At 73.7% G+C, this 24,072-nt stretch carries 20 protein-coding genes; 9 read left to right on the top strand and 11 right to left on the bottom strand.

Annotated features, from left to right (window positions below; translation table 11 throughout):
- Positions 1–71: 71 nt before the first annotated feature.
- Complete coding sequence (locus ACI78Q_RS19325; RefSeq protein ID WP_456925063.1) at positions 72–812, bottom strand: alpha/beta fold hydrolase; 741 nt, start codon at positions 810–812, stop codon at positions 72–74.
- 327 nt (positions 813–1,139) lie between these two features.
- Here ACI78Q_RS19325 and ACI78Q_RS19320 point away from each other — a divergent pair, with 327 nt between their 5' ends.
- The 6 genes from ACI78Q_RS19320 (at position 1,140) to ACI78Q_RS19295 (ending at position 7,619) form a co-directional block, all read left to right on the top strand.
- The gene (locus ACI78Q_RS19320) at positions 1,140–1,739 is read left to right on the top strand and encodes a TetR/AcrR family transcriptional regulator (RefSeq protein WP_456925062.1); all 600 of its coding nucleotides are present in this window, start codon (positions 1,140–1,142) and stop codon (positions 1,737–1,739) included.
- 248 nt (positions 1,740–1,987) lie between these two features.
- Positions 1,988–3,232 (top strand): epoxide hydrolase family protein, encoded by a 1,245-nt coding sequence (locus ACI78Q_RS19315; RefSeq protein ID WP_456925061.1) that lies wholly within the window; start codon positions 1,988–1,990, stop codon positions 3,230–3,232.
- A 153-nt stretch (positions 3,233–3,385) separates the two neighbouring features.
- Positions 3,386–4,372: a thioredoxin family protein gene (locus tag ACI78Q_RS19310; RefSeq protein ID WP_456925060.1), complete on the top strand. Its 987-nt coding sequence runs from the start codon at positions 3,386–3,388 to the stop codon at positions 4,370–4,372.
- A gap of 87 nt (positions 4,373–4,459) precedes the next feature.
- Positions 4,460–5,164 (top strand): hypothetical protein, encoded by a 705-nt coding sequence (locus ACI78Q_RS19305; protein WP_456925059.1) that lies wholly within the window; start codon positions 4,460–4,462, stop codon positions 5,162–5,164.
- A 490-nt stretch (positions 5,165–5,654) separates the two neighbouring features.
- On the top strand, positions 5,655–6,224 hold the full coding sequence (locus ACI78Q_RS19300) for an anthrone oxygenase family protein (RefSeq protein WP_456925058.1): 570 nt from the start codon (positions 5,655–5,657) through the stop codon (positions 6,222–6,224).
- A 108-nt stretch (positions 6,225–6,332) separates the two neighbouring features.
- Positions 6,333–7,619: an alpha/beta hydrolase family protein gene (locus ACI78Q_RS19295; RefSeq protein ID WP_456925057.1), complete on the top strand. Its 1,287-nt coding sequence runs from the start codon at positions 6,333–6,335 to the stop codon at positions 7,617–7,619.
- Here ACI78Q_RS19295 and ACI78Q_RS19290 read toward each other — a convergent pair.
- Together ACI78Q_RS19290 and ACI78Q_RS19285 are read right to left on the bottom strand one after the other, a co-directional pair.
- Positions 7,513–10,818: a BTAD domain-containing putative transcriptional regulator gene (locus ACI78Q_RS19290; RefSeq protein ID WP_456925056.1), complete on the bottom strand. Its 3,306-nt coding sequence runs from the start codon at positions 10,816–10,818 to the stop codon at positions 7,513–7,515. The genes ACI78Q_RS19295 and ACI78Q_RS19290 overlap by 107 nt on opposite strands.
- Positions 10,819–10,977: 159 nt before the next feature.
- Positions 10,978–11,208 (bottom strand): alpha/beta fold hydrolase, encoded by a 231-nt coding sequence (locus ACI78Q_RS19285; RefSeq protein ID WP_456925055.1) that lies wholly within the window; start codon positions 11,206–11,208, stop codon positions 10,978–10,980.
- Here ACI78Q_RS19285 and ACI78Q_RS19280 point away from each other — a divergent pair.
- Both ACI78Q_RS19280 and ACI78Q_RS19275 read left to right on the top strand, forming a co-directional pair.
- Entirely contained in the window at positions 11,192–11,503 is a 312-nt protein-coding gene (locus tag ACI78Q_RS19280) for a hypothetical protein (RefSeq protein WP_456925054.1), read from the top strand. The genes ACI78Q_RS19285 and ACI78Q_RS19280 overlap by 17 nt on opposite strands.
- Positions 11,504–11,778: 275 nt before the next feature.
- Positions 11,779–14,400: an ATP-binding protein gene (locus ACI78Q_RS19275; RefSeq protein ID WP_456925053.1), complete on the top strand. Its 2,622-nt coding sequence runs from the start codon at positions 11,779–11,781 to the stop codon at positions 14,398–14,400.
- Between the two features lie 153 nt (positions 14,401–14,553).
- Here the strand turns inward: ACI78Q_RS19275 and ACI78Q_RS19270 are convergent, their stop codons facing one another.
- From ACI78Q_RS19270 to ACI78Q_RS19245, 6 genes are all read right to left on the bottom strand, one after another.
- The gene (locus ACI78Q_RS19270; protein ID WP_456925052.1) at positions 14,554–14,904 is read right to left on the bottom strand and encodes a tyrosine-type recombinase/integrase; all 351 of its coding nucleotides are present in this window, start codon (positions 14,902–14,904) and stop codon (positions 14,554–14,556) included.
- 113 nt (positions 14,905–15,017) lie between these two features.
- A complete protein-coding gene (gene ligD / locus ACI78Q_RS19265; protein WP_456925051.1) occupies positions 15,018–16,085 on the bottom strand; it encodes a non-homologous end-joining DNA ligase in 1,068 nt (355 codons plus the stop codon).
- A gap of 55 nt (positions 16,086–16,140) precedes the next feature.
- Complete coding sequence (locus ACI78Q_RS19260; protein ID WP_456925050.1) at positions 16,141–17,697, bottom strand: alpha/beta hydrolase; 1,557 nt, start codon at positions 17,695–17,697, stop codon at positions 16,141–16,143.
- A gap of 75 nt (positions 17,698–17,772) precedes the next feature.
- On the bottom strand, positions 17,773–17,946 hold the full coding sequence (locus ACI78Q_RS19255) for a hypothetical protein (protein ID WP_456925049.1): 174 nt from the start codon (positions 17,944–17,946) through the stop codon (positions 17,773–17,775).
- Complete coding sequence (locus ACI78Q_RS19250) at positions 17,943–18,653, bottom strand: class E sortase (RefSeq protein WP_456925048.1); 711 nt, start codon at positions 18,651–18,653, stop codon at positions 17,943–17,945. Before ACI78Q_RS19250 ends, ACI78Q_RS19255 begins: the two co-directional genes overlap by 4 nt.
- Positions 18,654–19,141: 488 nt before the next feature.
- Positions 19,142–20,215, bottom strand: coding sequence for an ATP-dependent DNA ligase (locus ACI78Q_RS19245; RefSeq protein ID WP_456925047.1), 1,074 nt, complete (start codon positions 20,213–20,215; stop codon positions 19,142–19,144).
- A gap of 135 nt (positions 20,216–20,350) precedes the next feature.
- Between ACI78Q_RS19245 and ACI78Q_RS19240 the strand changes: the two genes are divergently transcribed.
- Positions 20,351–21,016, top strand: a complete 666-nt coding sequence (locus ACI78Q_RS19240; protein ID WP_456925046.1) for a hemerythrin domain-containing protein — start codon at positions 20,351–20,353, stop codon at positions 21,014–21,016.
- Here ACI78Q_RS19240 and ACI78Q_RS19235 read toward each other — a convergent pair.
- Together ACI78Q_RS19235 and ACI78Q_RS19230 are read right to left on the bottom strand one after the other, a co-directional pair.
- Positions 20,991–23,303: an ATP-binding protein gene (locus tag ACI78Q_RS19235; protein WP_456925045.1), complete on the bottom strand. Its 2,313-nt coding sequence runs from the start codon at positions 23,301–23,303 to the stop codon at positions 20,991–20,993. The genes ACI78Q_RS19240 and ACI78Q_RS19235 overlap by 26 nt on opposite strands.
- 46 nt (positions 23,304–23,349) lie before the next feature.
- On the bottom strand, positions 23,350–24,003 hold the full coding sequence (locus ACI78Q_RS19230) for a signal peptidase I (RefSeq protein ID WP_456925044.1): 654 nt from the start codon (positions 24,001–24,003) through the stop codon (positions 23,350–23,352).
- Positions 24,004–24,072 lie beyond the last annotated feature (69 nt).

The following is a 24,072-nucleotide window of genomic DNA, read 5'->3' as shown; positions in this document are numbered from 1 at the left end:
CGCGCTGGTTGGTCGGGGCCGGCGGCGGCGGGGCCGGCCCCCGGAACCCCACGGCCCCGCCTGGGTGGCGTCTAGGCCGAGACGGCCTCGAGCGCCTGCTGGATCACCTCGGTGACGGCCTTCGGCTGGGAGACCATGATCACGTGCGAGCCCTCCGCCTCGACCACGGTGGCGCCGGCTCGCTGGGCCATGGCCCGGAGGACGTCGGTCCCGGCCGCCTTGTCGCCGGTGGGGATGACGGCCCAGGACGGCAGGCTCCTCCACGCCGGCGCCGCGGTCGGCTCGCCGAAGCCGAGCGACGAGATGGGCCGCTGGGTCGCCGCCATGACGCGCGCCTGTTGCTCCGGAACGTCGGCGGCGAAGGCGTCGTGGAACTTCGCCGGGTCGATCGCGAACTCGATCCCGGTGTCCGTCTCACCCATCGGGTAGCGGAGTTCGAGCAGCGCCGTGTTCAGGACGCTGTCCTTGGAGTCGGTCTCGATGTCCAACAGCGTCTCGCCCGCGTCGGGCGCGAAGCCGGCCACGTAGACCAACCCGACGACGTTGCCCGCCCGCAGCGCCGCGTTGGTGATGACGGCTCCGCCGTAGGAGTGCCCCACGGCCAGCACGGGCCCCGCGATCTGCGACAGGGCGCTGGCCACGTAGGCGGCGTCGTGGGAGATGCCGCGCAGGGGGTTCGAGACGGCCTGCACCGGCACGTCGGCGGCGAGCAGGTGTGCGACGACGTCGTTCCAGCCGGCGCTGTCGGCGAAGGCGCCGTGGACGAGTGCGACGGTTGGCCGGGAGCGGCCTGCGGCGGTTCTCTCGGTCATGGTGATCTCCTTGCGAACTGCTCGGCGGAGCCCACGTGCCCCGGACGTCGGGGACGGCATGGCGGGTGACCCGGGACGTTGCTCCCGCGGTCGGGCCGTCGCATCGGTCAAGTGGCCCTGTGGTCGAACCCTCGGGGCCCAGTGGCACGCGGTCGGGCTCCCACGGGGCGCGTGGGACTCCCGGATCGCCAAGGCCCCCGCAGGCACACTCCTCGCGGAGGAACGTGCACGTCAGGAGGGCAGCGGGGGATTCCTCGAGCTGCTGGGGTGACAGACTTCTCTCCCGGTCCATGATCGACACGACCGCGGGGACAGGAGGGAGGCGGCATGGCCCGGACGAGCCCGTACGCCGGCTCCTGGGAGCAGCGCCGTGCCCGTATGGAGCAGACGGCGCTGGAGCTCTTCCGGACGAGGGGCTTCGACAACGTCACCGTCGAGGACGTCTGCGCCGAGGCCGGTGTGGCCCCTGCGACCTTCTACCGGCACTTCGGGACCAAAGAGGACGTCGTCTTCGCCTACCAGGACGACTTCTCCGCGGCACTGCGGACGGCGCTCAGCGCTGCCGCGCACCTACCGGCGCCCGCCCGCATGCCCGTCATCCTCTGCGAGTTCGCGGCCTTCCTGGAGTCGCAGCAGGACCTGCTCGCGCTGCGGGACCAGATCGTTCTCGGACACGCCCGGCTGATGCAACGGACACTGATGGCGCAGCGTGACCTCGAGGGCGTCCTCGCCGCCGGTCTCGCGCAGCTCCGCGGCTTGACCGTCCCTGACGCGGCGGCCCTGCTCGAGGCCGGCGCCGGCATCGTGGTGCTCCGCGTCGCTGTCCGCTCTTGGCGCACGGAGGGCGGCTCGCTGCTCGCGGCCACGCGGCAGACGCTGACCGGACTCCGGGAGATGGTCGGCGGCCTGACCATCGGCGACGACTGACCTCCCGGCAGCGACGACCTCCGCGTGGAGGTCGGTGCGCACGATCCGCGATCGCGGAACCGGAATGGACGGATGACTCATGCTGCGACGCTGCAGATGAGCGAAGCCTCGGTCCCGTCACACGCCCACCCGCAAGGCGGCCGTCGTCCCGGCAGCGCTGACCACGTCGTCCCGCTGGTACGCCGCTCGCTGGTCTCGCCGGTCCGCGACGTCCCCTTGCGCCTGCAGGACAGAGGAGCAGAGCAGCGATGACGGCGGTCGCACGACAAACCGGCAGTGCCATCCGACCCTTCAGCGTGGCCGTGCCCGACGAGGATCTCGTCGACCTGCGCCGGCGCCTCGCGGCAACCCGCTGGCCCGACAAGGAGACCGTCTCCGACCGGTCGCAGGGTGCGCAGTTGGACGACCTGCAGGAGCTGGTCCGCTACTGGGCCACGGAGTACGACTGGCGCAGGGGCGAAGCCCAGCTGAACGCCTGGCCGCAGTTCATGACGACCATCGACGGGGTCGACGTCCACTTCTTCCACGTCCGCTCCCGGCACGGGAACGCGCTGCCGCTGATCATCGCTCACGGGTGGCCGGGGTCGGTCTTCGAGCAGATCAAGGTCATCGGTCCGCTCACCGATCCGACGGCGTCCGGCGGCTCGGCGGAGGACGCCTTCGACGTCGTCATCCCCTCCCTGCCCGGCTACGGCTTCTCGTCACGACCGACCGAGACCGGGTGGGACGTGGAACGCATCGCGCGGGCGTTCGACGTGCTCATGCAGCGGCTGGGGTACGAGCGCTACGCCGCGCAGGGCGGCGACTGGGGCGCAGGCGTCGTCGAGGCGATGGCACGGCAGGCGCCTGAGGGGCTGCTCGCCATCCACACCAACCTGCCGGCCGTGTTCCCGCCCGACGCGGCCGCGGCGATCACCAGCGGTGAGCCCGCACCGGGAGGACTCTCCGAGAAGGAACAGGCGGCGTTCGACGACGTGCGGACCTTCCTCCAGACCGGGGGCTGGGGCTACTACCAGATGATGACCGCGCGACCGCAGGCAGTCGGCTACGCCCTGACGGATTCCCCCGCCGGGCTCGCCGGGTGGATGCTCGTGCACGGCGGGTTCGGGAAGTGGACGTACGGCAGGGACCCCGCGCAGTCGCCGACGGTGGACGAGGTCCTGGACAACTTCTCGCTGCACTGGCTGACGAACACGGCGGCCTCCGGCGCCAGGCTCTACTGGGAGAACCGCGCCCAGAGCCTGATCAGCGCGGCGGCGCAGCAGACCGACGGGATCCGGCTCCCCGTGGCCATCACGGTGTTCCCGGACGACGACCTCTTCCGTGCCCCCGAGACATGGGCCCGGCGCGCCTTCCCCAGCCTCGTCTACTTCCACGAGGCCGAGGCCGGCGGCCACTTCCCGGCCTGGGAGGTGCCCGACGTCTTCGCGGCCGAGGTCCGTGGCGCGTTCCGGTCCCTGCGCGGGCCCCGGCTCCCTCAACCGCGTCGCTGATCCCGCGGCGAGGTCGTGACCGGCGCCGGTCGGGACCTGCCGCGGGCGGACCACACCGGCGATCGGCAGCCCCGCCGAGCCGACGACCGCTGATCGCCGCCCCCCGAGAACCGGGGCGCGACCGCCCCGACCACTGCACGTGAGGTGACCGACATGGCACTCGCAGGTCTGTTGCGCACGGAGAGCCGGATGCCGTCGCTGGACGGTGCGACCGGCTGGCTCAACACGGCGCCGCTGACGGCGGACGGGCTGCGCGGGCGGGTCGTCCTTGTGGACTTCTGGACCTACACCTGCATCAACTGGATCCGCACGCTGCCCTACATCCGGGCGTGGGCGGAGAAGTACCGGGACCTGGGCCTGGTCGTCCTGGGAGTGCACACGCCGGAGTTCTCCTTCGAACAGGACGTGGACAACGTCCGCCGGGCGGTCGAGCGCACCGGCATCTCCTACCCGGTCGCGCTCGACAGCGACTACGCGGTCTGGGAGGCCTTCGCCAACCACTACTGGCCGGCGCTGTACTTCGTCGACGCCACGGGTCACATCCGCCACCACCGGTTCGGCGAGGGCGATTTCATGCAGTCGGAGCTGGTCATCCAGCGGCTGCTCGCCGAGTCCGGAGCCGACCTCGTCGACCGGTCGTTCGTCTCGGTCCGCGGCGAGGGCGTCGAGGCCGAGGCGGACTGGGACCACCTGGAGTCGGGGGAGAACTATCTCGGCTACGCCCGCACCACCGACTTCTCCTCGCCCTCTGGGCTGGCGCCTGATGCCCTCCGCGCGTACGCCCTGCCTGCGCGGCTGCGGCTCAACCACTGGGCGCTGTCCGGGACCTGGACCGTGGGGAGTGAGGCGAGCGTGGTGCACGAGGCCGGTGGGCGGATCGCCTACCGCTTCTCCGCTCGCGACGTCCACCTCGTCATGGGTCCCGCGGCCCGGGACGTCCCGGTGCCCTTCCGGGTGCTCCTCGACGGACGGCCCCCGGGGCGTGCGCACGGCGACGACGTGACCGAGCAGGGCGACGGCGTGGTCCGTGACCAACGGCTGTACCAGCTGATCCGGCAGCCGCCGCCCGTCGTCGAGCGGCAGTTCGAGATCGAGTTCCTCGAGCCGGGGGCGGAGGCCCACGTCTTCACCTTCGGCTGAACCACGCCGGGGGAGCGGCTGAGACAGGCCGTCATCCCGGCGCCGACCGTGCGCGGGCTGTGGCTGTACCCACGAGAGGAACGACACATGTCCCTGAAGAGCAAGGTGCTGGCTGCAGCGGCGGCGCCCATGACGGTCGTCGGCGTGGGCGCGGTGACGACTCTCCCGGCGAGCGCGGCCACCCCGGAGTGCGGGCCGGACTGCATCGCCGTCTTCAGCCCTGCGTTCGGCACGCACGGCGACCCGCAGTTCGTGGAGGCGGTGCTCGGCGGGGTGGGGACGGTCGGCCAACCGCTGATCCTGCACCGCGCCAGCAGCTCGGACCCGTCCGAGGACTTCCTGCCCCGCGGTGGCCTGGTCTCTGACTTCCACGCAGCCGGCATGGTCTCCGCCGCGGTGAACAGTCACTACGGGAGCCTGCGCGCGGCGCAGCTGGAGTACGCGCCGTCCGGTGTCGCCAGCGGCCTGTGCGTGGGTCTGGCCAGGGCCGCATACGAGAACGAGCCGCTCAGTCTGCAGCCCTGCAGCGTCCCCGAGACGACCGTCTGGATCGTCGACACCGCGGACTCGCCCGCGACCGCAGCCGAGGGGTACTCCCCCTTGGTGAACGGCTCGACGAGGGACTTCACCCACCCGTTCGCGATGACGTATCCGACCGATGCGTTCCCGACCGACGAGCCGGCTCCGCAGATCCACGTCCGCCACCTGCGATTCTGCGACGATGTCGGCCGGGACGAGAGCGCAGTGCCCGACCGGCAGCTCTGGGGAACCGACTTCGGCGTCCTCGAGTAGGCAGCCCAGCGCGACCCTGCCGATGACCGACGGTGCCGACGTCCCGCGGTGCCTCCCGATGCCGCATCTCGCTCGGCGTACAGCGGCGCCCATCACGGCTGGACGACGCCTGCTGCGATCCGAGCCGGTCATCGGGCGACCAGGAACGCGTCGTTCCCGGTGGCGACTCCACCGCCACGGGTGACGACCGGGGAGGCAAGTGGGCCACCGCGCGGCCGCGGTCGGTCAGCCAGCGGGCGGAGCAGACTGCACCCCAGCGACGTGTACCGCAGCTGGAACCGCTGCAGACCGTTCCTGGAGTGGGGGGGCTACGGTCGCGCCCCTCGTCCTCCGAGGAGTCGCCGGTCACCTGCAGCCTGATCTTCCCGAGAACGATGTGATCGGACATCGCGGCCTTCGACCGCCGGTGCACCCCGGGGATCCGGAGCCCGGAGGTCCGGGCCGTCACTGACGCGGGAGGACGAGCGCACGCCCGGAGGAGGAGACCGAGATGGCCTCGACGACTGCCCGTGCCACGACGACGACGCGCGCTCCTGTGCGGTTGCCCGGACGCTCGCCATCGAGAGTCCGCCGACGCCGCGACGTGGAAGGCGGCCTCGACCTCTCGGACTCTCTCGGGATCGCCGCTGTGGTCCTCACCGGTCTGCTGGCGGGTGGGATGGTGCTGATCGAACTCGTACTCCTGCCTTTCTGGCGTGGCGCCCCTCCGGCGGAGTTCCGCGCGTGGTTCACCGCACACGCCGACCGCATCCGCGCGCTGATGGTCCCCCTGGGCGCCGCCGCCGGCTTGGCGACCGCTGCCTCGGCGACCGCGCGAGTGCTCTCCGGTCACCGACGCAGCTCGGCGTCCGTGGCCGCTGCCGCGGCCACGGCGGGCGTCATCGCCATCACCGTCACCGTGAACGAACCGGCCAACCACCGGTTCACGGCGGGGACGCTCTCGGACGCCCAGACAACGGAGCTCTTGGAGCGATGGGCGCGCTGGCATGACGTGCGCGTGGTCCTCGGTGTGTTCGCGACCGTGGCGGCCGCGTCAGCCCTGTCCAGCCGGAGACCCTGAGCACCAGGTCGCGGATGCGGGACACCAATCCGCCGCCAAGCCGACGCCAAACGAGTCGTCCCACGCTCACGTCCGTCAGGAACGGGAACGCAGAGATGGGAGCTGGCGATGCGGGAGGACGTGCTCGCCGCCCTGGCCGGCAGGCTGAAGCGGCAGAACTCGGAGCAGCGGCTCAAGCGCCGTCTCTACTTCAAGAGCAGCAGCCTCGACCTGTACCTCCAGATGGCGCTGAGCTACGGCAGCTTCGGCGGCTCCTCCGTCGGCGAGGCGCTCTACGCGTCCTCGCGGGTCCGGGAGAGGGACCTCGAGACCTGGATCACGGCCTGGCAGACGGTCGGCGAGTCGGCCTCCCGGTACGCCGCGGAGGCCGAGGCGCGGGGCGCCGGTGCGAGCGCCCGCCAAGGCTGGCTGCGCTCGTACACCTACCTGCGCACCGCCACCCACGTGGTCCGCCCCGGGGATCCGCGCTTCCGACCCCTGTGGGACCAGGCCGCTGGCGCGTTCGAGCACGCCGCCCACCTGTTCGACCCACCGCTGGAGCGGATCACCGTGCGGTTCGACGGCGGCATCCTCCCCGGTTACGTCATGCGGCCACCGGGCTCGCCCCGGCCGCGCCCTACGATGCTGCTCTTCGGTGGTGGGGAGACCTACGCCGAGGACATGTACTTCTGGGGCGGTGCGACCGGCATGGCCCGTGGCTGGAACGTCATCGCGGTGGAGGTTCCCGGGCAGGGCTCCACCGCCTTCGACGGTCTGCACTTCCGTGCCGACGTCGAGGATGCGGTCTCCGGGATCATCGACACCGTCCTGGCGCGGCCGGACGTCGACCCGGAGCGGCTGGCCGCGTACGGCTTGAGCCTCGGCGGGTACATCGTCCTGCGTGCCGCTGCGCACGACGAGCGCATCCGGGCGGTCGCGGCCAGCACGCCGATCATGGACTGGCGCCGCCTGCTCGACGAGTCGACCCCGTCCGTGCTGCGCCGCTTCCCCGCGCTGCTCGAGGGTGCGACCACTCGGCTCGGCCGCTTCTTCGATCCCACCCAGCTCGTCGTGTTCGAGAAGTTCTTCCAATGGCAGGTCGGTGCGAAGAGCCTCGGGGAGGCGCTGCGGTCGTTCGAACCCTGGAAGGTCGACGTCCGTCGCATCCGGGTCCCCGTGCTGTCGATGGCCGGCGACGGGGAGGGGCCGCCGTTCCGGCGGCAGGCCCGCGAGGTGCACGAGCTGCTGTCCGGTCCCACGGTCCTGCGGGGCTTCCCCGCCTCCAGCGGGGCGGATGCCCACTCCCAGGTCAACAACCTCGCGCTCGCGCAGGAGGTGGTGTTCGACTGGCTCGACGAGGTCCTCCAGCGAGATCGACGGGCGCCCGAGGACGCGGTGCCGATGGTCGCGAGCTGAGGCGCAGGCGGCCCAGGTCCTCGGTGGCACGCCGCACTGCCGGTTCCGCGCCCTGCCGCCGGGCGATCGTCCTCGATGCCCGGAAGGCCACCTCGGCGTCGGCCGTTCGAGCCGGTGTCAGGGCGGCCAGAGCCTGGCCGCGGAGCCGGTACAGCTCGGCCTCGGTGAACCGCTCGTCGGTGCGCTCCACGCACTCCCGCGCGTCGTCGAGGAGGCTGAGTGCCTCCTGGGCCCGGCCCGCCAGCAGTTCCGCCTCGGCGGCCAGGCTCAGCATCGTCGGGAGCATCAGCCGGGCACCGCTCGACCGGATGGCCTCGAGCCCGTGACGCAGGACGGGGATGGCGCCGTCGGGGTCCCCCTGGACCGCCTGCACCCATCCCAGCACCGCCCTGGCATATCCCTGCACGGCCCCGATGTGCCAGGTGGTCGCCAGGGAGAGGGCAGCGCGGGCGCGTTCGCCGCTGGTCCTCGGGTCCCGGCCGAGGACGGCGACATGAGCGCTCATGGCCAAGGCGGTCGCCTGCGCGAAGGGGGAGTGCCGGGCACTGATCAGCAGTGCCTGGTCCACCGCCTCTGCCGCCGCCTCGTCCTCACCCACCAGCTCCAGGACGGCCGCGTGCAGGATCCGCGCGCTGATCGACAGCGGCACCGGCCACGGCGGGAGTGCGGGCGCGGTCTCGGCCAGCTCGAGGCTGCGCTCCATGTGCCGGCGGGCGTCCTGGAACCGTCCCCGGATGTAGAGGGTCCGCCCCAGCGTCATGTGCGCAGCGGCACGCAGTCCTCGGTCGTCCAGCCGCGCGGCGACAGCGAGCAACTGCTCGGCGAGCTCCTCGGCGCGGCGGTGGCTGCCCTCCGCGGTGTACGCCTCGTGGAGACCGCGCAGTGCGGTGAACGCTGCGGAGTCGTCGCTGACCTCTGCCGCCAGTTCGAGCGAGCGGGTGAATGCGTCGGCGGTCCCGGGCTGCGTGGGGCCGTGCAACTGGGCGAGCACAGCGCCCAGCCGGAGGTGCAGCTGGAGCTCGGAGCGGGACCGGTCGAGTGTCGACGGCAGCGAGACGGTCAGCTGCAGCGCCCGCCGGAGCTGCAGCTCGGCCTCCTCGTACGCGAGCGTCGTCAGCGCGCCGTCGGCAGCGGCCAGCACGTGCGGCAGGACCGTCGGGGCGCCGAGCACCGACGCGGCCTGCCACATGTGGTGCGCGAGGTCGGACACGCGTCGGTGGCCAGGGGCGCCGGCGGCCTGCAGCACCTGTCCGATGCGGGCGTGCAAGCGGGCGCGGCGCGCGCGACTCATGTCGTCGTAGATGGCTTCCCGGACCAGTGCGTGCCCGAACCGGTAGTGGCCGACCCCGTCGTCGTCCTCCACCACGAGCCCGCTCAGCAGTGCCGCCTCCACCGCCCCGAGGATCTCGTCGTCGTCGAGAGAGGTCACCGCCTGCACCGTCTCCAGGTCGAACCGCGGGCCGGCAACGGCGCCGACGAGGAGGGCCGAGACGGCCTGCTCGGGCAACGTGGCCAGCCGGCGCCGCAGTACGTCGCGCACGGTCACGGGGATCTGCCGCGCGAGCACCGCCTCGGCGTCGTCACCGCGCAGCCGGCCCTCACCGGCCAGGAGCCGGAGCAGCTCCACGACGAAGAACGGGTTGCCGCCCGTGCGGTCGTGGAGCAGGCCGGCCAGCCGCCGGTCCGGTTCCAGGCCCGTCTCGGCGGCCATGAGCCGCGTGACGTCGCCTGCGCCCAGCCCACCCAGAGCCATTCGTTCGACGGCCGGCCGGCGCGCCAGCGCGGCGAGCGCGTCGGTGAGCGCGTCGTTCTGTGCCCCGATGTCGCGATACGTGGCCAGGACGAGCACCCGTGTACTCGTCACCTCCCCGGCCAGATAGGTGAGCAGCTGCAGCGACGGCGGATCGGCCCAGTGGAGGTCTTCCAGGATGACCACGAACGGCCGCTCTGCCGCCGCCTGCCGCAGCGCCTCGCAGACGGCCTCGTAGAGCCGGAACCGGGCGGCGTCGAGGTTCGGCGCCACCGCACGGGCGCCGGAGTGCCGGTCCGCCAGTTCGGGCAGGAGCGGGGCGAGCTCCGCTGCCAGGGGCTCGGGCACCCTGCCAGGGCCGCCGGGAGGGAGACCGGCGAAGAGCGCGCGGACCACCTGGACCCAGGGCCACATCACAGGTGCGCCGGAACCCTCCCAGCACCGCCCCCACCCGACCTGGCCACCGACGTCGCCGGCCCGCGCCGCGACCGCTTCGGTCAGCCGGGTCTTGCCGATGCCCGGCTCGCCGGTGACGAGAACGACCCGGCCGTGCCCGGCCGCCGCCTCCGCCAGCAGCGCACCGGCGGTGGCGAGCTGCTCGTCCCGCCCGACCAGCCCCTCGCCCGCCGACCGCGGCTGCGCTCTCGCCCCCGTCCTCCTCTCGACAGCGACCCGGGGCGGCGACCAGTCCAGCTCAGCGGACTGCTGGAGAACCAGGTCGTGGAGCCGCCGCAGCCGAGGACCCGGCGAGATGCCGAGCTCGTCGCGGAGGGTGGAACAGGCGGCCTGGTAGGCGCGCAGGGCGTCGCCCTGCCGCCCGGCGCGGTAGAGCCCCAGCAGGAGAAGGCCCTGCAGCCGCTCCTGGAAAGGATGGGTCGCCACGAGCTGCTCGAGCTCGGGGATGACGGCGGTGTGGTGCCCCAGCGCGAGGTCTGCCGTGATGCGGTCCTCCATCGCGGTCAGCCGCAGCTGCTCCAGCCGGGCCCGCGCGGGCTGCACGAACGGCTCGTCGGGGAAGTCGACCAGCACCGGTCCGCGCCACAGCGACAGTCCCTGCCTCAGCACCGTGCTCGCCTCCTCCGGCCGCTGCGCTTCCAGCAGCCGATGGCCGTCGGCAGCCGACGCCTCGAACAGGTGGACGTCGAGGTCCCCGTCGGCGACCGCCAGGCGGTAGCCGGGCGGCTGGCTGAGCAGCGTCCTCGGCGGGGAACCCGGACCGCGGCCGGGTTCCAGCACCCGCCGCAGGTTGGAGACGTAGGCCTGGAGGGAGCCGATGGCCTGGGCGGGCGGCTGCCCGTTCCAGAGTTGCTCGACCAGCTGGTCGAGGGAGACGGCCCGATCGGCCTCCACCAGGAGAACGGCCAGCAGAGTGCGCTGCTTGGGCCGGCCCAGGTGCACCGGCCGCCCGTCGTCGACCACTTGCAGTGGACCGAGGATCTGGAACTGCACGCTCTGCCGCCTGCCAACCCGAGCCCCGCTCGCCGGCCGCGGCGGCCGGGGAGCGGAAGGCGATCTCACAGGGACGCTCCGAGTCCGGAGCGTTCCGCTGGCGGGGGGACGGGTCAAGGCATCGGGCGACGGCCGGGAGAACACCGCCTGCGCGTCGCGTCAGAGGGTGAGGAGGAACCGGGTGACGTCGTCCGCGAAGCGCCGACGGGTGATCGTGCCGCCGTGGCCGGTTCCGGGACAGCGGACCAGCCTTCCGTCGCGGACGCCGTCGGCGGTCCGCTGGGAGATCTCCGGGGTGTGGACACGGTCCTCGACCTCAACTGGCTGGCCACGGCCGAGTTTCCCCCGCGCGCTGCTCTCCGCCCCCACAACCGTGCTGAGCTCGCTCATCGCGCTGGCCGGCCGACGAGACCCCTTCCTGGCCCGCACCCGGGAGAAGTTCCTGTGGCAGTGCGGCGTGCACGAGGTCCGCGAGTTCTTCGACGCCTTCGCCGGGACCTCCGACGAGGAGCTGGTCCCGCGGCTGTCGATCCCGGTCCTCGCGCTGAGCGGCGAGGGCGAGTCCGAGGGACAGCGCCCCAGGCGGAACAGGTGTGTGCGGGGCTGTCCGGACCGAAGCACCTGCGGATCTCCACCGCCGCCGAAGGAGCCGAAGCGCACACCCAGGCCGACCATCCCGCGCTGATGCAGGAGACCGTCTTCGCCTGGCTGGCCGACGTGGGGGCCGCTCCGAAGACGGGACCGGGCCCAGCAGCGGCCGGTCCTGACACCGCATGGCCGGACCCCGCCGACGAGGCTGAGCGCGCACTCTCTTGCCGCCGGCGCCGGACTGGTGTCTTGTGTCGCGCACGCCGGCCACGGCGGCACCAGAGGCCGCGAGACGGATCCTCCGGGGGGTGGGTGTTGGCACAGCGGATGCGGGCCCCGATCAGGACCCCCGATCGCCGGGTGCGTGTGTTCGTGTCCTCCACCCTGGAGGAGCTGGCCCCCGAGCGGCGGACGGCGCGCGCGGCGATCGAGGGCCTCAGGCTCACGCCGGTCATGTTCGAGTTGGGTGCTCGGCCGCACCCACCCCGGGAGCTGTACCGCGCGTATCTGGCGCAGAGCGACGTGTTCGTCGGCGTCTACTGGCAGCGGTACGGCTGGGTGGCGCCGGGCGAGACGGTGTCGGGGCTGGAGGACGAATACGCACTGTCCGGCGACCGGCCGAAGCTGATCTACGTGAAGGCCCCGGCCCCGGACCGCGAGGCGCGTCTCGACGAGCTCCTGCAGCGGATCCGGGCCGACGATCGCGCCTCGTACAAGGCCTTCACCGACAGCGCGGACCTGGCCGAACTGCTCGGGGACGACCTGGCGGTGATGCTGACCGAGCGGTTCACCGCACAGGAGCAGGTCTCCTCGCCTGGCCTGCGGCCGGCCACGCTGCCGGTACCGCTCACCCGCATGATCGGCCGGGACGCCGACCGGGACGGAGTGGTGGCCCGCTTCCGCGATGGCGCTCGACTGGTCACGCTCACCGGCCCCGGTGGGATCGGCAAGACGCGGCTCGCCCTGGACGTCGCCGCCGCGCTGGAGCGCGACCTCGTCGACGGCGTGTGGTTCGTGGATCTCGCGGCGGAGACCGAGCCCTCCCGCGTGCTCGGGGCCATCGCCTCCGCACTCGGGGTCCGCGCGTCGGGACGTCGCCCGCTCCACGACGTGCTCGCCGACCGGCTGACCGGTCGGCGAGCGCTGCTCCTGCTGGACAACCTCGAGCACCTGCTGTCCGCGGCCACCGACGTCGGCCGGCTCCTCGCCGCCGTTCCCGACCTGGACGTGCTGGCCACCAGCCGCACCGTCCTCCGCTTGCGGGGTGAGCAGGAGTGGCCGCTGGCCCCGCTCGCCGTGCCGACGGCGGAGGACTCCACGCGTGCGTCGGGAGTGGCGGACTCGCCCGCCGTGCAGTTGTTCGTCGCCCGCGCCGTGGAGGTCGACCCCCGCTTCGTGCTCACCGCGGAGAACGCCGGCGACGTCGGCGAGATCTGCCGTCGGCTGGACGGCATCCCGCTCGCCATCGAACTGGCCGCCGCCCGGGTCCGGATGCTGCCGCCGTCGGCACTGAGGGACCGGCTGGGGCAGCGGCTGGACCTCGACAGCGGACTGGTGGACCTGCCTGAGCGGCAGCGCACGCTCCGATCGACGCTGGACTGGAGCTACCGGTTGCTCGACCCGCCGGAACGGCTGCTGCTCACCCGCCTGTCGGTCTTCCCGGGGGGCTGGACGTTGCGGGCGGCCGAGGCGATGGCCGGCACGGACGGCGGGAGCTCCGGGCCGGCCGACGTCGTCACGCTGGTGTCCTCGCTCGTGGACAAGAGCCTGGTGACCGCGGACGACGGCGCATCGGCCGCGCCCCGGTTCCGGATGCTCGGCGTGATCAGGCAGTACGCCGAGGAGCGGCTGGACGAGCGCAGCGAGCGCAAGGCGGCGCTGGACCGCATGGCCGAGGTCGTGATGTCGTTCGTCCGGGAGGTCGGTGCGGGGCTGACGACCGGCTTCCATCGGTGGGCGCCGCTGGTCGACGACGAACTGGACAACGTCCGGCTGGCGTGGCGCCACGCGGTCGAGGTCGACGATGCCCAGACCGCCTACGCCATCGCCACGCCACTCGCGTACTACTTCTGGGCCAGGAGCCTCATCCCGGAGGTCCTCGAGCTCGCTGACGCGATGGCGGCTCTGCCGTCGGCATCCCGGTTGGACCCAGCGGCCCGCGGACGCCTGTTGTGGGCGCGCGCCACCAGCTTCTACTCGATGGGGCGCCCCGAGGGCGCCGGCGCCATGCTGGCCGAGGCCCTGCGCATGGCCGAGGACGCCGGTGACGAGGAACTGGGCATCCGCGCCCGAGTCAGCCTCAGCTATCTCGCGACGGAGGCGGAGATCCCCCCGTTGCGGACGGAGCTGGAGGCCGGCGTCGCCTGGTTCCGGCGGCGCGGCGAGCTCATGGGCGCCGCGTACACCCTCTCGGCCCTCGGTCAGCTCATCATGCGATCCGGGGAGGTGGCCGGCGTCGCGGCGGTGTACGAGGAATGCCTGCGGCTCGGCGAGCAGATCGACAACGACCATCTGCAGACGCTGGCCCTGCACCAGCTCGGGTTCGACGCCTTGCTGCGCGGACAACCGGACCGGGCACGGGTGATGTTCGACAGGAGCCTGGCGGCGAACGAGGGGCTGCTCGACCAGGAGGGGGTGTCCTACTGCCTGGACGGCCTGGCCGTGGTCGCCCGGATGGAAGGCCGGATGGGAACGGCCGCGCGGCTGCACGCCGCGGCCGAGCGCATCCGCGGCAGCCTGGGTGTCAGCTCCTGGCCGGTTCTCCGGCCGTTCCACGACGACGGGGTGGCGGCAGTGCGCTCGGCGCTCGGCGTGGATCGGTTCGAGCGGGAGTGGAGGGCCGGACTGCAGTTGCGTCCGGCCGACGCGCTGGCGCACGCCCGGCAGCACCGACCGGACGTTCGCGCGGCACAGGACGGGCCTGCGACGACGGTCGACGGTGGGCCTTCCCGCCGCGTCGAGCAGGCGTCGAACCGCCCCGACCAGCCTGACTGAGCACGCGAACCGGCTGGAGGGGCGATGGCGCCGAACGGGTGCGACTCGCCGTTCGGCATCGTCCTCCCGGCTCGATGCCTCGGAACTGCCCCGAGCAGTACGGGACGAGGTCGATGAGGGAGGTCCGCACGCTGCGCGGCCGAGTCAGGGCCGTCATCCGGCCGGCCAGCGGTGGGCGAAGGTGTGCCGGAAGCGGTGCGGGTGGACGTCGGCGACGCCGGCCCGGGCGGCGCGGTTGTGCAGCACGTCGCGGGCGCCGTCGGGGGTCATCGGTACGCGCTGGCCCAGCAGCAGCCGCGTCGACCGGGCGTAGGGGTGCAGCGCCCGCACCCGCAGGTAGCGGTCCACGGCCTGGGCGGTCCTCGCGCCGAACGGCACCACCCGGGGGCGGGAGCCCTTGCCGGTGACGTAGGCCAGCTCCCGGTCCAGGTCGACGTCGGTGATTTCCAGCCCGCACAGCTCCGACACCCGCACCCCGGTGTCCAGCGGGAGCCGCAGCACCACGCGGCGGCCCGCAGGTGCCGCCGGAAGGACGCGAGCAGGTCGTCCAGCCGCACGGCCACGGCGGGAGGTTTCCGGGGAAACAGCGCTGTGCCACCCCTCCGCGGGCGACCGGATCAGGCGTTGTCGCTGGTAGGGCGTCTGGCGCGACTCGGTTGGACCCGCATCGGCTCGCCCGGCATCTTCGGGTAGTCCGGGGGATAGGGGAGGTCGCCGAGGCCGTCGTCCTTGGCCTGGCGGTCGGCCAGCTCCAGCAGCGGCTCGATGCCGAACGCATGGTCGGCCAGGCCGGCGTGCTTGTCGCCGACCTCCTTGAACCGCGCCGGCATGGTGCGCACGTCGAAGTCGAGCGGCGAGACGTCGGGCAACTCGTCCCAGTCGACCGGCGCGGACACCGGGGCGTGCGGCTTGGCGCGGATCGAGTAGGCCGAGGCGATCGTGCGGTCCCGGGCCATCTGGTTGTAGTCGATGAAGATCTTCTCGCCGCGCTCCTCCTTCCACCACGACATCGTCACGCGGTCGGGGAGGCGCCGCTCCAGCTCGCGGCCGAAGGCGATGACCGCCCGGCGCACCTCCGGGAAGGTCCACCGCGGCTGGATGGGCACGTAGACGTGCACCCCGCGGCCGCCGGAGGTCTTCGGCCAGCCCTGCATGCCGAACTCGGCCAGCAGCTCCCGGACGTGCGGGGCCACCCACACCGCGTCGGCGAAGTCGGTGCCCGGCTGCGGGTCGAGGTCGATGCGGATCTGGTCGGGCTGCTCGACGTCGGACTTCGACACCGGCCACGGGTGGAAGGTCAGCGTGCCGAGGTTGGCGCACCACGCGACGACGGCGACCGAGTCCGGGGCGATCTCGTCGGCGGTGCGACCGCTGGGGAAGGTGATGTGCGCGGTCGGCACCCAGTCGGGCGCGTTCTTGGGCACCCGCTTCTGGTAGAAGGCGTCACCGGTGTTGTCCACGCGGGTGGACAGCCGGGCGCCCTCGAACACCCCGCCGGGCCAGCGCTCCAGCGTCGTGGGCCGGTCCCGGAGCGCGTTCAGGATGCCGTCGCCGACGCTGATGAAGTACTCGACGACGTCGATCTTGCGGATGCCGCGGTCGGCGAAGTACGGCTTCTCCGGACTGGAGATCCGCACGTCGTGGCCGTCGACCTGCAGGACGACGGCGTCCTTCGCAGAGGCCATCACCGACCGGACCCGGATCGCGCGTTCACCCGGCGCACCCTAGGGCCCCGCCGGCTCAGAGGGGACACGTCGCACCGTCGGCCGGGACGACCAGGTCGACCAGGTAGGCGTTGACCACGTCGTTGACGCAGCCGGTCTTCGGGTACGAGGTGTGCCCGAGGCCCTGCCAGACCAGCAGCACGCCCGAGGTCAGCTCGGTGGCCATCTGCTCCGCGCCGGGCAGCGGGGTGACCGGGTCCCCGGTGTTGCCGACGACGAGGATCGGCGCCGCCCCCTCGGCGTCGCGTGCCGGCAGCGGCGTGGGGTCGTCGTCCCACGCCGAGCAGGTGTAGAGGCCGGCGGCCGAGCCGGCGCCGAACAGCGGGTACCGCTGGCCCCAGTCGGCGGCCAGCGCCCGGATCTCGTCCTCGGGTACCTGCAGGTCGGGGTCGCGGTCGGCGCAGCCGATGGCCAGAGAGGCGTCGATGAGGTTCGAGTAGGTGCCGTCCTGGAGGCGACCGTAGTAGGCGTCGGCCAGGGAGAACAGCTGCTGGGCGTCGCCGTTGCGGGCCGCGGCGAGGCCCTGCTGCAGCTGCGGCCACGCGCTGGTGTTGTAGAGCCCGGCCTGGATGGCGGTCATGACCACCCCGGGGGTGGCCTGCCGGGTCTCACCCGCCCGCGCGCTGGGGATCGGCGTCTGCGCGGCCTGGGCGAGCAGCTCCTCGACGAACCGCCGCGGCTCGGCCCCGATGGGGCAGCCGGCGACCAGGGCCGTGCAGTTCGCGGCGAAGGCGTCGAAGCCCGCCTCGAAGCCGGCGGCGCTGGCCTCGGCGTCGGCGCGGGGGTCGTTGTCGGGGTCGACGGCGGCGTCGAGCACCATCGCCCGCACCCGGTCGGGGAAGAGCTCGGCGTAGGTGGAGCCGAGCGTGGTGCCGTAGGACCAGCCGAGGAAGGTCAGCTGCTCGTCGCCCAGCCCCTGCCGCAGCAGGTCCAGGTCGCGGGCGGTGTCGGTCGTGTTGAACGTGCTGAGCGCGTCCCCGTACTCGTCGGCGCAGCCGTCGGCGACCTCCTGGGCCAGCGAGAACGCCTCGTTGAGCTGCTCGTCGCTGACCGGCCGCGGCTCGGCGGCCACGACGCGGTCCTTGAGCTCGTCGGGGACGCACTCGACCGCGGGCGTGGACAGCCCCACCCCGCGCGGGTCGAAGCCGACCACGTCGAAGCGGGCGAGCACGTTCTCCGGCAGGGTCAGCGCCCGCTGGATCGCGGCGTCGGCGCCGGATGCCCCGGGGCCGCCCGGGTTGACCACCAGCGAGCCGAGCCGGTCGGTCTGCCCCGCCAGCCGGGCGCGGACGAGGAAGATCGTGAGCTTCTCGCCCTGCGGCTCGGCGTAGGTGATCGGCACCTGGGTGCGGCCGCACTCGAACAGGATGTCCCGGTCGCTGCCGGGGCTGCCGGCGATCGAGGACTGGATCTGCTCGTCGCAGTCGGTCCAGGCGATCTCCTCGGCCTCCGGCTCGGCCGCCGTCGTCGACGCGGCGGAGGAGTCCGGCGACTCCGAGTCCGAGGACGTGCAGCCGGAGACGGTCAGCAGCAGGCCGGAGACGACGGCGACCAGGCCGCGGGACAGGCGCATGATCATGAGCCTAGGAGCCCCGCGCCGGGACCGCAGAGGCCTCCCCTCACCGCTGCCCGGCTCAGCGGTCGACGGTCACTCGTCGACGACGACGTCCGCGAACGGCAGGTGCGGCTCCACCTCGGGGAACACGACGAACAGCAGCAGCGCGCTGACCGCCGCGACGAGCACCAGCGCCTGCAGCGTCTTGACGGCGGTCGGCCCGGGCAGGTGCCGCCAGATCCAGGAGTACACGGTCGTCGTCCTCATCCCTCCCGGAGGGCGCCGGGGCCCTCCGGGACGTCGGCGCGGGGGATCGGGGCGCCGTCGAGGACGGCGTGGATGATCAGCCGCTGGCGTGCGGAGTACTCGGGGTGGCACGTGGTCAGCGTCAGGTAGGCGCCGGTGGGCGCGGCCTCGGGGGCGCCGGGCGTCGGGTTGATCACCGACACGTCGCTCGGCGACACGATCTGCCGGCCGGGGACGGCGGTGCCGGGCGCGGTGAACGAGCCCGTGGCCGGGTCGCCGATGACGCGGTAGACGAACCAGTTCTCGGCGGTCTCGACGACGATCGGGTCACCCGGGCGCAGCTCGTCGAGCTCGAGGAACGGCGAGCCGCGGCCCACCCGGTGGCCGGCGACGGCGAAGTTGCCCTGCTCGCCGGGCATCGCGGTGTCGACGTAGTGGCCCGGGCCCTGGGCCAGCTCGGTGGCGCCGGTGCCCTCGACGATCGCCCGGGAGTAGTCGGCCCCCAGCCGCGGGATGTGCAGGAACGCGAACGCCTCGCCGTCGGGGAACTCCGCGGGGGCCGCCTGGGCCGGGTCGTCCCACTGCTCACGCAGCTCGGTGGTGAGCTCCTCCTGCGCGGCGGCGCTCTGCAGGTCGGTCACCCACAGCTCGTAGACGACGAACAGCAGCAGCACGAACCCGACGGTGAGGAGCGACTGCCCCAGCCCGCGGGCCGTCGTCCGCAGCACGTCTCCAGGGCTCCTCGACACGGGGAGCGATGCTATTTCGGGAACCGATCGGACCCGTCCGCGACAGGCGGTCTGGTCCGGGTCCCTCGGCCGCTGCGCCCCTCCGGTCACAACGGCCACTCACGCTGCGCTCAGCCGGCGATGACTTCGGCAGCAAGTGACTCTCGGGTGGGAGAGTCGCCGCCCGTCACGAGAGGCCACGCTTTCGGAGGTGAACTCGCCCTCTCGGAGTCCAGCAGCCCCCGAGACGCGAGTTCGACCCGGAAACCGCGCCCGACGCAGTCCTCTTGCGGTGTTCTCCACGCTCGTGCGGCACCGCACGACCGCAAGGGCGTGCACGACACCGCAAGACTTCGCCCGGCAGGAGTCCTGGGTATCCAGAGGTCGTCTCCCGCCCCGAAGTCACCGAGCTGCCCAACTCAGCCGGCGATGACACCGGCCGGCCCCCGCGCCCCGGACTGACCTGTGCTGCGATGCTCCCTGGGCTGTCAGCCGGCGAAGACCTCGGCGAGGTCGTAGCGCACCGGCACGTCCAGCTGGTCGTAGGTGCAGCTGCGCGGCTCCCGGTCGGGACGCCAGCGCAGGAACTGCCCGGTGTGCCGAAGCCGGCGGCCCTCCAGCTGGTCGTACTTGATCTCGACGACGAGCTCCGGCCGCAGCGGCACCCAGGAGAGGTCCTTGCCGGCGTTCCACCGGCTCTGCGCCCCGGGCATCCGGTGCTCGCCGTTCCCGTTGGTCTCCGCGTTCGCCCAGTCCTGCCAGGGGTGCCCGTCGAGCGCCTGGGCCCGGTAGGGCGCCAGCTCCTCGACCAGCTCGGCCCGCCGGGCCATCGGGAAGGACGCCGCGACGCCGATGTGCTGGAGGTCGCCGGCGTCGTTGTAGAGCCCCAGCAGCAGCGAGCCCACGATCGGCCCGCTCTTGTGCCATCGGAACCCGGCGACCACGCAGTCGGCGGTGCGCACGTGCTTGACCTTCGTCATGAGCCGCTGGTCGGGTCCGTAGGGCAGGTCGGCGGGCTTGGCGACCACGCCGTCGAGCCCCGCGCCCTCGAACTCCTCGAACCAGCGCTGCGCCGTCCCGGTGTCCTGGGTGATGGCGGTGGCGTGCACCGACTCGGTGCCCTTCCCGATCACCTGCCGCAGCCGGGCCTGCCGCTCGCCGAACGGCAACTCCATCAGCGACTCGTCGCCGAGGGCGAGCAGGTCGAAGGCGACGAAGGACGCCGGGGTCTGCTCGGCCAGCAGGTTGACGCGCGACTCGGCCGGGTGGATGCGCTGCAGCAGCGCCTCGAAGTGCAGCCGGTCGCCCGCCGGCACGACGATCTCGCCGTCGACCACGCACCGCTCCGGCAGTGCCGCCTTGACCGCCGCCACCACCTCCGGGAAGTAGCGGGTGAGCGGGCGCTCGTTGCGGCTGCCCAGCTCCACCTCGTCGCCGTCGCGGAAGACGATGCAGCGGAAGCCGTCCCACTTGGGCTCGTAGAAGAGGCCCTCGGCGGTGGGCAGCTTGGTCGAGGCCTTGGCCAGCATCGGCTTGACCGGCGGGAGAACGGGCAGGTCCATGCCCGCAGTCAAGCAGCCGCGGCCGGCGGCCGGCAGCTCAGCGGGGTGCGAGGACCCCCGGGCGGGGCGAGTGTGGGGGCGGTGTGGAGGTCGTGTGGGTGCCGCCGTCCCCGGCGCCCGGACAGGCTCGTCGCCATGACCGAGACCTCCTCCGCCCCGCTCACCGACGTCCACGACATGGTCGTCGTCCACCGCACGTTCCGCCGCGAGTTCCGGCTGATCCCGGAGCTGGTGCGGGCCGTCCCCGCCGGGGACACCGCCCGCGCCGCCGTGGTCGCCGCCCACGCCCGGCTCGTCCTGAAGGGGTTGCACCTGCACCACACCGGCGAGGACGAGCTGCTCTGGCCCAAGCTGCTGGAGCGCGCCGCCCCCGACGCCGCCCTGGTCCACCGCATGGAGGCGCAGCACGGGCAGGTCGAGAAGCACATCGACCGGCTGCCCGCGGCGCTGGCGCGCTGGGAGGCCGAGGCGCGGCCGGCGGTCACCGAGGAGGTCGCCGCGACCTTCGACGCGCTGCGCGCCGCCCTCGTGGAGCACCTCGACGAGGAGGAGCGGGAGATCCTGCCGCTGGCCGCGCGGCACGTGTCGACGGAGGAGTGGGCGGAGCTGGGCGACCACGGGCTGGCGCAGATGTCCCTGGCGGAGCTGCCGATCATGTTCGGGTCGGTCCTCGAGGAGGCCACCCCGGACGAGGCCGCCGAGATGCTGGCCAAGCTGCCGCTGCCGGTCCGCCTGCTGGCGCGGACGGTGTTCCTCCGGCGGTACCGGCGCTACGTCAGGCGGGTGCGGTCGGCCGCGTGAGCCGGGCGGCGAGCCCGGGGACGTCGGCCGGCCGGACGCCGCGGCCGCGTTCCCAGGCCCGCCGGAACGCCTCCTCACCCAGCTCGGCGCGCACCGCGGCCAGCCAGTGGCCGGCCCGCTCCAGGTCCGGCGGGAAGCTGACCGCCACGGACGCCGCCTCGGCGGTCGCCGACCCGGCCGCGAACAGCTCCGCCGCCAGCTCCGGGCGCCCGCGCTGCGCGGCCAGCACCGCCAGCCCCGGGAGGGTGTAGGCCAGCGTCCAGGTGGTGGCGACGGCGGCGGCCAGGTCGGCGGCCTCGGTGAGGCAGGCCAGCGCCGCGGCGTCGTCCCCGGTGCCCTGGGCGAGGGTGGCGCGCATGTTGAGGACCGTGGCCAGGGTGAACGGGCTGCCGATCTCGCGGGCCACCCGCTCGGCGTCGTCCAGTCCGGCGGCCGCCCCGGGGAGGTCCCCGGACTGGACCAGCCGCTGCGCCTCGGCGAGGGTCGCGTGGGCCAGCGCCCACGGCAGGCCCGCCGTCCGGCCCAGCCGCGCCGCCTCGGCCAGCTCCCCGGCGGCCCGGTCGAGGTCGCCGAGGAAGACCGCCGCCGACCCGGACAGGACCAGCGCCTCGGCGAGCAGGTCGTCGGCGCCGGCCGCGCGGGCGGCCGGGACCGCCTCGGCTGCGGGGGCCCGCATGCCCGCGATGTCGCCGGCCGCGTAGCGGAGCCCGGCCAGGGCCAGCTGCAGCGCCGCGCGCTCGGCCGGCGGCAGCGTCCCCGTGCCGGTGGCGTCCCGCACGCGCTCGACCCACCCGAGCCCCTCGACGACGTCGCCGCGCAGCGCCCAGTACAGCCAGGTGTCCGCGCCGAGCCGCGCGGCCGGACCCAGGCGGCCGCTGTCGACCAGCCGGCCGAAGGTGGCACTGAGGTTTCCGTGCTCGCGCTGCAGCCGGTCCAGCCACGCGGCCTGCTCCGCCCCGCGCAGGCCGGCCCGGGCGCCCGAGGCGAGCGCGCAGCCCCATTCCGCCGCGCGGTCGGCCACCGCGTCGGTCTCGCCGGCCTCCTGGAGCCGGGCGGCCGCGTACTGGCGCACCGGCTCCAGCATCCGGTAGCGGTCGCCCTGCACGGCCACCAGCGACTGCTCCACCAGGCCGCCGAGCGCCGGGACGACGTCGCCACCGTCCCCCGCCACCTCCTGCGCGGCCGCCAGCGAGAACCCGCCGGGGAAGACCGCCAGCCGGCGCAGCAGCACCTGCTCGTCGAGGGTGAGCAGGTCGTGGCTCCAGTCCAGCGTCGCCCGGACGGTGCGCTGGCGCTCGGGCAGGTCCCGGGACCGCGGGAGGCCCACCGCCTGGTCGAGGCGGGCCAGCAGCGCGGCGGGAGAGAGGAAGCGGGCGTGCGCGGCGGCCAGCTCGAGGGCCAGCGGCAGCCCGTCCAGGCGCCGGCAGATGGCGGCCACGTCGGCCGCCGTCGCCCCGGTCAGCGGCACCGCCCGGCCGGCGGCGCGGGCACGGTCGAGGAACACCTGCGCGGCGGGGGACGCGGCGACCGACGCGACGTCGGCGCCGGCCGGCACGGGCAGCGGGTCCAGCGGACGGTCGCGCTCGGCCCGCACGTGCAGGGCCGCCCGGCTGGTGGCCAGCACCGCCAGTCCGGGGCAGCGGGCCAGCAGGTCGGCGACGTCGGCCGCCGCGTCGAGCACGTGCTCGACGTTGTCGAGGACGACGAGCTGCCGCCGGGTCCCGACGAAGGCGGCCAGCGAGTCGCCGAGGGGAGGGGCGAGCTGCCGGGCGCCGAGGGCGCGGGCGAGCGTCGGCAGCACCAGCCGCGCCTCGCGGACCGGCGCCAGCTCGACGACGGCGATCCCGTCGGGGAAGTCGCCGGCCAGGGCTCGAGCGACGTCGAGCGCCAGGCTGGTCTTGCCCACGCCACCCGGCCCGGTGAGGGTGAGCAGCCGGGTCGCGCCCGAGCGCAGCAGCCCGAGCACCTCCGCACGCTCGGCGTCCCGGCCGACCAGTGGCGTGGGGGGCAGCGGCAGGCCGACCGGGGGTGGCGGCTGCTCCTCCCCGGCGGGGCGCGACGCCGCGGTCAGCGCGGCCCGGTCCCCGCCGGCCAGGCCGAGGGCGTCGGCGAGGGCGCGGACGGTGTGTGGGTACGGCCGGCGGCGCTCGCCGCGTTCCAGGGCCCCGACGGCCTTGGCGGTCAGGCCGGCGCGGGCGGCGAGCTCGTCCTGGCTGAGCGCGGCACGGTCGCGGAAGCGGCGCAGCAGCTCGGCGAAGGACCCCGGACCGGTGCTCGCGTCGCCCACCGGCGGGAAGTTAGCAGCGCCGACCGGTCCCTCGGGTGCCGTGCGCTCAGTCGAGCAGTCCGATCCGCTGCCGTGACGGGGGGACGGCGGGGCGGGGGAGCTGGATGTGGACGGTCGCGTCGGCCAGCAGCGGGGCGTCGTCCGCGGTGGGGTCGCCGGCCCGCGACGGCCGCGGACCCGGCGAGACGGCGATGACGGCGCAGACCAGGAGGATGAGCATGCCCGCGCCCTTGGGCGACTGCAGGATCGCCGCCGTCCGGCCCAGGTTCGCGACGCTGAACGCGTACTCCCCGCGGACCGCGGAGGCGGGGACCGGGTCGATGTCGGGGTCCTCGTTGGCGTCGCCCTGCGTGGTGAAGACGGGCGTGCCGCTGGACGTGTCGACGGCGATGATGCGGTGCGTCACCAGCTCGGGGGAGTCCGGCTCCCGCTGGAAGGTGATGACGTCCCCTACCTGGAGCGTCGCGGGGTCCTCGACCGGCGTGGTGAAGACCATGGCGCCGACCGGCAGCCCCGGCGTCATGCTGCCGCTGAGGACGGCGAGGGCCTGACCGCCGGTCACCATCGGGTAGACCACCAGCCCGAGGGCCGCTCCCGTGCCGGCGAGCAGGACCACGCCGAGCACCCACGAGACGAGGCGGCGCAGCAGGTGGACGGCCGCACCGCCGCTGGGTGCCGGGGTGGGGTCGGGGGAGGGCACGCCCCGATGCTCCCCGGCGGGCTCGTTCTCGACATCATCAAAGTTGTCGATGCGCGCGTCTCTCCCCGC

Source organism: Geodermatophilus sp. SYSU D00705, from assembly GCF_054050135.1.
The sequence above is the reverse complement of the archived record's forward strand: the minus strand, read 5'-3'. Positions and strand labels throughout refer to the sequence as shown.